The 8,298-nt window shown below is 66.3% G+C and carries 8 protein-coding genes; 3 read left to right on the forward strand and 5 right to left on the reverse strand.

The genetic code is table 11. The features are described 5' to 3' along the window. Positions 1 to 402 precede the first annotated feature (402 nt). Positions 403 to 1,299, reverse strand: coding sequence for a ParA family protein (locus ABTZ94_RS10220; protein ID WP_351199414.1), 897 nt, complete (start codon positions 1,297 to 1,299; stop codon positions 403 to 405). Then, positions 1,296 to 2,639, reverse strand: coding sequence for a ParB/RepB/Spo0J family partition protein (locus ABTZ94_RS10225; protein ID WP_351199415.1), 1,344 nt, complete (start codon positions 2,637 to 2,639; stop codon positions 1,296 to 1,298). Before ABTZ94_RS10225 ends, ABTZ94_RS10220 begins: the two co-directional genes overlap by 4 nt. A gap of 495 nt (positions 2,640 to 3,134) precedes the next feature. Here ABTZ94_RS10225 and ABTZ94_RS37795 point away from each other — a divergent pair, with 495 nt between their 5' ends. The 3 genes from ABTZ94_RS37795 (at position 3,135) to ABTZ94_RS10240 (ending at position 6,390) form a co-directional block, all read left to right on the forward strand. After that, positions 3,135 to 3,299, forward strand: coding sequence for a hypothetical protein (locus ABTZ94_RS37795; protein ID WP_502967215.1), 165 nt, complete (start codon positions 3,135 to 3,137; stop codon positions 3,297 to 3,299). Between the two features lie 13 nt (positions 3,300 to 3,312). Then, entirely contained in the window at positions 3,313 to 5,727 is a 2,415-nt protein-coding gene (locus tag ABTZ94_RS10235; RefSeq protein WP_351199419.1) for a tyrosine-type recombinase/integrase, read from the forward strand. A 120-nt stretch (positions 5,728 to 5,847) separates the two neighbouring features. Continuing rightward, positions 5,848 to 6,390: a Pycsar system effector family protein gene (locus tag ABTZ94_RS10240; protein ID WP_351199421.1), complete on the forward strand. Its 543-nt coding sequence runs from the start codon at positions 5,848 to 5,850 to the stop codon at positions 6,388 to 6,390. Positions 6,391 to 6,547: 157 nt separating this feature from the next. On the opposite strand, the gene ABTZ94_RS10245 is transcribed toward ABTZ94_RS10240, so the two are convergent. The 3 genes from ABTZ94_RS10245 to ABTZ94_RS10255 all read right to left on the reverse strand — a co-directional run bounded on the left by ABTZ94_RS10245 (position 6,548) and on the right by ABTZ94_RS10255 (position 8,192). Continuing rightward, positions 6,548 to 7,228 (reverse strand): hypothetical protein, encoded by a 681-nt coding sequence (locus ABTZ94_RS10245; RefSeq protein ID WP_351199423.1) that lies wholly within the window; start codon positions 7,226 to 7,228, stop codon positions 6,548 to 6,550. Between the two features lie 80 nt (positions 7,229 to 7,308). Continuing rightward, on the reverse strand, positions 7,309 to 8,040 hold the full coding sequence (locus ABTZ94_RS10250) for a hypothetical protein (protein ID WP_351199425.1): 732 nt from the start codon (positions 8,038 to 8,040) through the stop codon (positions 7,309 to 7,311). Then, positions 8,037 to 8,192, reverse strand: a complete 156-nt coding sequence (locus tag ABTZ94_RS10255) for a hypothetical protein (protein WP_351199427.1) — start codon at positions 8,190 to 8,192, stop codon at positions 8,037 to 8,039. The genes ABTZ94_RS10250 and ABTZ94_RS10255 overlap by 4 nt, the downstream gene beginning before the upstream one ends. Positions 8,193 to 8,298 lie beyond the last annotated feature (106 nt).

An 8,298-nucleotide genomic window follows, 5' to 3' on the forward strand; every position in this document is an offset into this window, starting at 1 on the left:
TTCGGCAAGAGGATCGGCAGGGGGGCACTCGTCCTCGTACAGCTTCTTCGCGTCTGCCGAGTACCGGACGTACGGGAGCAACACAGAGCCATATTTGGCTTCGGCAAGCTCGGCAGCACGGCGGGCGGCTGCTTCCTTGTAGGTCGGGGCCGGCGTTCCGGTGAGGAGCATGTGGTTGAGGGGTGGGGCGTCCCGGCACGGAGCGATCGCGCCGACCGCGGATCCGGAGCAGTCGGCGACCATCGCCCGCGCCATCATCAGCTACATCGTCAGCATCAGCGACGCCCCCGGACGACGTCCTGCCGCTGCTCAACGCAGGGCATTGATCTCGGCGGATAACGGAAGGACCCGGCCACCCAGAAGGTGGTCGGGCCCGCACGCCGTTTCCATTGGAAACGCCGGTCAGGTCCGGTCGGGGAATCCGATGCTGGTCATCAGCTTCCGGTAGTCGACGGCCGGCACTGAGTTGGGCAGCAGGATGGGCAGAGGGCAGCAGTCGTCGTAAAGCTTCTTGGCGTCGGCGGAGTACCGGATGTAGGGCGCCAGGATTTCGCCGTACAGGGCTTCTGCGAGCGCCGTTGCCTTCCTGGCCGATGCTTCGGCGTAGCTGGCGGTCGGGGTTCCGGTGAGGATCAGGTGGTTGACCGTCGGGCGACCGGGCACCGACCGCCTGAGGCGGTTCTTCTCCCGGACGCGGTCCAGTTCCTCGAACAGCGGGACCAGTAGCTTGACGTCCTTCGGATCGGCCCGGACCGACGGGATGACCGAGTCGTCCTCGTCGAGCATGCGGATCACGGAGTAGACCATCTTCCCGTAGCTGGCGGGAAAGTCGAGCCAGAAGACGTCGTCTTCGTCGCCCTCGTAGCCGAGCAGGATCTCAGCGAACCAGTCCTGCCTGTCCGCGTCCTCGGCAATAGCCGTGTCCGCGGTGGACATCTCCTTGCAGCTGGGCACGACACGCAGGCCCGGGATGTAGGCGAAGGCGTCGTCGTCGTATCCGTCACCGATGCGGTAGCGGGCCGGCAGCGCCACCTCGTCCAGGGTCGCGGTTCCGTGAATGAGGTCGAGGACGGTCTTCCGCCCCTTCATCGCCTCTTCGTCGTAGCCGAGGATCGTCGTCGTAGACCGGTTGGCGTCGAAGTCGAAGATGGTGCCCTGGTATCCACGGAGCGCTGCTTCGGTCGACATGGACGTGGCGCTGGTGGTCTTGGTGGAACCGCCGCACTCAAGGATGAATGCGTAGATCTTGGGCCAGCGCCGCCCCCTGGGGCGAAAACGGGGTTCGACTGTGCGCGTCACTCGGTCTCTCCTGTGGTGTCCAAGCCAAGTTCCTTCTTCTCCCACGCGGTCTCCGGGGCGTACTGCGCGTGGTCCTGGAGGAGGCGGAGGTAGCCGGTCTCCCGGCTGCCCCACGAGTGCCGACGGGCTGCGGTGCGGAGCTCGGAGGCGGCGAGGGCACTCGCGAAGGCGGCGAGCCGCTGAAGTTCGCCGTTACCGGATTCCTGGACGGCGTTGAAGTACGAGCCGGCGTTCTGGTCGTCGATGCTGTGGCGTTCGGCTCGGCGGAGCCAGACCAGGGCGCGCTGCTGCGCGGCGGACTGCTGCGCCGGGGCCAGCAGGGCGCCGGTCATGGCCTTGAGGAGAAGATCGCTGTCGGCGGCGACGCCGGTGTCGACGGTCTCGACGAGGAGTTGACAGGCGGCGTCCCGGGCAGCGGCTGCGGTGCTGCGGTCTCGTTCGTACTGGTCAGCGGATGGTTTGGGCTGTTCCTTCTTCGGTGCTGTCCGGATCTTGGGGGCAGCATTTCCGGTGGAAACGGCCGTCGACGTGGGGGCCGGGCCGTTTCCATTGGAAACGGCGTCATCACTCCCGGTCGCGTCTGAGTCGGGCGTGTCCTCGGCCCGCCGCTGCCGTGCGAGGATCTGCGCCTGCGCCTCCAGCGGACGCATGCCGGCTTGGACCAGGGCCACGGCCTCCCGCTGGTCTTCTGCGCTCAGCTTCTGGAGCTTCTCCGCGTTACTGACGGCCAGGGTGCCATCCCGAAGCGCGTCCTGGACTTCCGGCTCCATCGCGAGGAGCTGCACGCGCTTCCAGACGGTGCCCTTGGAGATGGCTCCCTTGGCGGTCTCTCCGACCTTCTGCGCGATCTGCTCGTACGACAGTCCGCTGCTCCGCAGGGCCTCGTAGTGCTCCGCTTCTTCCAGCGGGCTGAGCTGTGCGCGGCGGAGGTTCTCGATGAGGGTGATGAGCCGGGCGTCCGCGACCTTGTCGTCCATCAGGACGCTGGGGATTTTCTCCCAGCCCAGGGACTGGACCGCGCGCCAGCGGTGCTCGCCGAAGAGAATGACGTTTGCAGCGGTGATCTTCTCCGCTGTCTCCGGGTAGTGCGTGAGCCAGATATCCACGGGAATGTGGGCGATGTTCTGAAGGAGGCCGACTTCCTCGATCGTGGCCGCGAGCTCCGCGACGCCCGACATGGCCCGCCGGTTGAACGGGTTGGGGCAGAGGTCCTTGGGGTGAAGCTCGACGGTGTCCCCGCTGCGGTCCTTGCCGCCCCGGTAGAACGCCTCTTCCTTGGACGGAGCCTCGGGGGCCCGCTTGGTGCTCGTTCGCTTGGGCCTTGGAAGGGTGGCAGCCATAGATTCTCCAGGACGACATGAAGGTACGGCCAGAGACTAGCCGTTTCCAATGGAAACGCTGGCCCCTCGCGCAGCCCGAGCAAGGGCAGTCAGGGGCCTGCCACGCACCGGTCTGCCGTTTCCAATGGAAACGGCGGGCCCCGTCTGAGGTCTGACGGAGGGCCACGGGCGCAACGCTTACGCCAACCTGCTGCCGTTTCCATTGGAAACGGCAGCAGACAGAACCTTAGAAACCTACCAAAACAGAAAAAGCCCTGCCCCCGGCGCGTGCCGGGGACAGGGCTTCGGTGGCGGAGAGCTGTGGGTCAGGGAGCCCAGGTTGCAGGACGTCAACTCGATGTACGGAAGCGGCATGACGGCCCATCTCCTTCCTGTTGCTGGTCGTGGCGGAACACCGCGACCGCCCCGGCCCGTGCTCTGCACGACCTTCGGCACACGGCCGCGAAGCGGATGGCCCGCGATCCGGAGCTGAAGTTGCACGAAGTACAGACGATCTTGCGCCACGCGCATATCAGCACCACCGAGCTCTACACGGCCGTCGGTCTGGACGATCTGCTGGACAAGCTCGGGGCCTACTACGCCCGGCCGGTTCAGCCGGTGTCGTGGCCGACGCAGTACGCCGCAGACGACATCGAGGCGGTGTTCGGTGCCGGGCAGTAAGGTCGGAAACAGCATGCGGCTCAAGGGCCCGACGACGAATCGGGTCCGCCGCCACGAGGCCGAGGCGCCTGTCCTGGACGGCATCTACACGCCGACCGCGATCCTTCCGGCTCCGCCTCCGTCGCCCTCCAGACCGCCACGCTCGCTGGGCGACTTCAGCACCGCGCCGGTGGAGGACATCGCCAACGTCGCGGCGGATCACTTCTCTCAGTCCGAGGCCCTGAAGTGGAAGCAGCGAGGCTCCATGCGGGCCTTCCTTGGTCACCTCGCCACCTTCCCCGGAGACACGTGGCAGGAGCGGTGGGAGGCTTCCGGCCACGACGAGGGACGGCCCGTCGGGGACGCCGCTGGTGACAACAGGCCCCTGCGCATGAAGCTGAACTGCGCGGCCGGCCAGGCGTTCGCCCTGCGGCTGGTGCGTCCCACCCTGTTGGGCTTCCGCTGCAACCGCTTCTCCCACTACTCGCCCTGGTTCCGTGACGTCGCCCAAGACCCCTTGCTGGAGGAGTTCTGCCGACGGGCCGACCTTCTGCCCATGAGCCAGGCCCGCCGGACCCGGACCAAGTTCGACGTCTGCTGCGCGTTGACCGTCTTCGGCATCGACCTGAAGGACCTGACCCCCGAGGCCCTGCTGCACTACGCCGTCGAGTCCCGCAAGCACGAGCTGGCCGGGGAGAAGACCAGCTTCGCCGGCACCCTGGCCTGGCCGATCCTGCACGAGATGGGCCACTTCCCGGCGTCCGCACCCCGCAGCCTGCGCGGTGCCGTCACCCGTGGGCAGGTTCCTGTTGAGGAAGCCGTCGACCGCCACCAGCTCCACAGCGGCGAGATGAGAGACCTGCTGGTCGAGTACATCCGCCGCCGTTCGGCAGGCCTGGACTACTCGACCCTGCGGCAGCTGACGAACCTCCTGGTCAGGACCTTCTGGAAGCAGATCGAGAAGATCAACCCCGGCCAGAAGGACCTGAAGCTGTCGGAGGAGACGTTCACCCAGTGGAAGGAATGGCTGATGGTCCTGCCCGACGGCAAGCCACGGCTTGACGTCGACGGGCCGCTGATGGCCGTCCGCGCGCTCTATCTCGACCTGCAAAGCTGGGCCGCCGCCGAGCCGGAACGCTGGGCGAAGTGGGTCGCTCCCTGCCCGATCCGCGACGCCGACCTGCGATGGTTCCAGGTCCGTCGACGCCGGCTGCAAGAACGCATGGCGAACCGCACCCGCGACCGCCAGCCCCTCCTGCCGACCCTCTCCCAGTACGTCAACGACAGGTGGCACCGCCTGCGGACCCTGCTGGACGCGGCCCTCAAGGTCGAGAACGGCGAGGAGTTCACCGCCGAGGGTGTCACCTGGCTCCGCGTCTCCACCAAGGACCAGCGGCACAACCGCCCGCCGGTCCGCGCGGTTAACCGCGCCACCGGTGAACTGGTACACCTCTCCCGGGATGAGGGCTATGCCTTCTGGCAGTGGGCCATCGTCGAGACCCTGCGCCTGGCGGGCCTGCGGGCCGAGGAACTGATCGAGCTGACACATCTCAGCGTCCGGCAATACCAGCGGCCCAATGGCGAAGTCGTGGCTCTGCTCGTCGTCACCCCATCCAAGAGCGACCGCGAACGGATCATCCCCATGTCCGCCGAGCTCTTCCACGTCGTCGCTCAGGTCATCCGCCGTCACCGCACCGAGCACGGCACCGTCCCGATCTGCGTCCGCTACGACAGCCACGAGAGGACCTGGAGCGACCCGCTGCCCTACCTGTTCCAGAACTTCCACGGCGGCACCCAGCGAGGCATGTCCGGCACGACCGTCTGGCGCCTGATCGGCAGGGCCTGCGACGACCTCGCGCTGACCCACCCGCAGTTCAAGGACATCAGGTTTGCGCCCCACGACTTCCGCAGGCTCTTCGCCACCGAGCTGGTCAACAACGGCCTGCCGATCCACATCGGCGCGGCTCTGCTCGGCCATCTCGACATCCGAACCACCCGCGGCTACGTCGCGGTCTTCGACGAGGACGTGATCAGCAACTACCACCAGTTCCTCGCCCGGCGCCGAGCCGAACGGCCGAAGGAGGAGTACCGGGACCCCACCCCTGAGGAGTGGACCGACTTCCAGGAGCACTTCGACAAGCGCCGCATCGAACTGGGTTCTTGCGGCCGGCCCTACGGAACTTCCTGCGCGCATGAACACGCCTGCATCCGCTGCCCGATGCTCAGCGTCAACCCCAAGATGCTGCCTCGCTTGGACGAGATCGAGGAGGACCTCCTGGCCCGCCGCAAGCGGGCCGTCGCTGAGGACTGGCAGGGCGAGATCGAAGGAATCGACCTGACGCTCAACTTCCTCCGCAGCAAGCGCGAGCAGGCCCGCCGCTTCGAGCGAAGCGGCCCGGTCTCCCTCGGGCTTCCCGTGGTTCCCCATCAGACCCCCAGTCAGCCATAACGAGCCAGGACCCTGGCGATTCCCGGCACTCCCGCCACGGTTACTCGACGGTCTTCAAGGGCATTTCAGATAGATGACAGCACCATGGGGGATCGGCATCAGAAGGGTGGGGGATGCCCGGTGAGTGAGGCAATGCAGGCCGAAGAGAGACTCAAGCTTGCACAATGGCACCTCAGCCGGTCGGATCAATTACGCCTGGGCCTCATAAGCCGGGCTAGCACTCTCTTGAGCGCGAATGCGCTTGTAATAACCGGCGTAGCCTTCGTTTCCAGCTCAACCACCGCGCGCACAGAAGTAGTTGTTGGGGCATCTGCACTGATCGCCTTAGCAGTGAGTGCATACTCGGTCATACAGTTAACTGGAGTTCTCACGGGATCTCGAACGCTCTCGACGCTGTCACGACCGCCAGATTCTCCAGCTCCGATCGCGTTCAGCTACGGCGATACCATAAATGAATATAGCTCCCTGAGCGAATTTGAGGAGAAGTTCCTGGCGCAGAGTGCCGAAGAGGCCGCAAACGCTGCAATTCTCGAACTATGGCGTTGCATAAACCTTCACCAGCTGAGAACGATCAAGCTGCAGCGCGCAACCCGCTGCCTGCTCGCAAGTGCAATAATCCTCGTTGTGATAACTGCCGAAAAGATGCTCTTGGGGCTCTTTTGAGATGCTGCAGTATTGCCGGGACGGGCACCTCTCGCCCGGTGGGGTTGGCTCCAGCGGAAGGGGAGCGAGTACGCGCTACGACGTCACGGCTCCACCCATAGCAAGCAGCGTTTGGGTGCCGGTGAATGGTGTGGCGGGCAAGTTCGGTCCGTGCACCTCATCGGTTGAGAGAACTATCGAACTTCCTGAGGACAGAACGGGCGGACCGGGCGGACTGGGAGACGTCGTATGTCTGTCGGATCACCCGGTGAGCCGCGCCGTCCACCAGGCCCAGGGAAAGGTCATGGGAATTCGGGCGCACACGGCCGAGCACCAGGGTCGCGGAAGTGGTTCCCGCGGGTAGAACGGTGGTGTGGAACTCGCCTGCGGGCAGCGAGTAGATTTCCCCTCTGACGCTGGCCTGCTCAGGACCGTTCTCACTTCGCACAAGGCGCGCGGTCGGCCGAATCTCGTCCTCGCCGCAGGGGCGGCTCGTGACCTGGTACACGCGATGCGTGGGCCGTTCTCGCTCGTCGAGCGCGCGGATGGGGAGATTGATGACACGCCCGTACAGCACGCAGCTGATCAGGTCCCAACTGTGCGCGTGGGCGGGCGAGGTATGAAGTGGCGCCGATACCGTCCCGTCCAGGCTGCCGAAGGCGTGCACGCAGACCCCCAAGTTGCCCTCGCGCTGGACGGGGAAGCACATGAAGCCGAGCGGGTGCCGGATGGCGCGCAGCTTTCGCCGCCCCGTAGCGATTTCGTCGAGGGCGAGAACGGCGGCGCCCAGCAGTTCCGTGGAACCCCGGCCGCTGGTCGCGGCCCGTTCGAGTAATCGGTAGTCCACCGTTTCGGCCACCCTTCACCTCCGGTACCGGTTCCCCGCGTGCAGTGCCTTCTCTAAGATTTCGCTCACATCGCGGTTGGTGAAGGCGCGGCTCACAACAGGCTAACGGCGACGGCCTGTTCCGGGTCGGCGGAACCATCGTCCTGCTCTACTCGCAACCGCTCAGCCGCCTCGTCCAGCTCACCATCGACGGCCGGGGTATCCCCAACGTCGCCGACCGCACCGCAGCCATCTGGCAGCACGTCTGGGAGATGCCCATGCCCGTCGTCGCGAAGGCCCTGGCCCTGACGCTGTGCACCTTCCGATTTGGTGCAGAGAACGTCCAGTTCGATCCAGGCGGTTCCGGGCCCGTTCGCCTCCTTGCTGACGGTGCCCTCGTCATCGACGCGGACGGCCTGGCAATGGTCGATGTAGCCGCGCTTGCGGGTCCTGTCGGCCAGCCACAGAAAGGCGGCACCCCGGTCGATGACCGCGTGGGTCACGCCGTTGATGACGGCCCCGGCCAGCAGGGCGGAGGCGGGGACGCGGTAGCCAAAGGAGCGCGTGATGGCTGCGGCGGCGCCGACCTGGACGGCGGTGTAGGAGGCGACATGGGAGGCGACGGCCCGCCGCCCGCGCTGGCTGGCGGTCATGGTCGGGGCGCCGGGCCGCTCCACCTCCGTGGCTGCGGTGCCGTCGCTCACGTAGACCAGGTGGTCCCCGTAGAGGCGCTTGCACTTCGCCGTGGTCGACCCCTGTGCCCAGTGATCGCAGAAAGGATGGATCTCACCGAAGGCGGCCAGCAGGCCACCGAACAGCGCGAGTCGCTCGATGGATCGGTTCACCGGGTCACCTCCGCACCCGCGACACGGGCGGAGGCGGACACGGCGAATGCCGCGTTAAACCAGTGGTCACAGGCGGGGTGGAGTTCGCCGAAGGTCGCCAGCAGGGTGCCGAAGAGGGCCAGGCGCTCGGTGGTGAGGGACAGACGGGGCATGCTGGGGTTCTCCTGATCTCGAATTCGGGTGAGGGAGGAGCAGGTCGACCGGCCTCTTTGCCGATGCTGCGGTCGCCTTGCACGACACCGCCCCGGCCTGTGTGGC

This window comes from Streptomyces sp. NPDC002785 (genome assembly GCF_040295565.1).
Lineage (GTDB): Bacteria > Actinomycetota > Actinomycetes > Streptomycetales > Streptomycetaceae > Streptomyces.

Coding starts and splice junctions, on each gene's coding strand:
- ABTZ94_RS10225 (WP_351199415.1), bottom strand. CDS start 2,639: ATGGCTGCCACCCTTCCAAGGCCCAAGCGAACGAGCACCAAGCGGGCC.
- ABTZ94_RS10235 (WP_351199419.1), top strand. CDS start 3,313: ATGCGGCTCAAGGGCCCGACGACGAATCGGGTCCGCCGCCACGAGGCC.
- ABTZ94_RS10255 (WP_351199427.1), bottom strand. CDS start 8,192: ATGCCCCGTCTGTCCCTCACCACCGAGCGCCTGGCCCTCTTCGGCACC.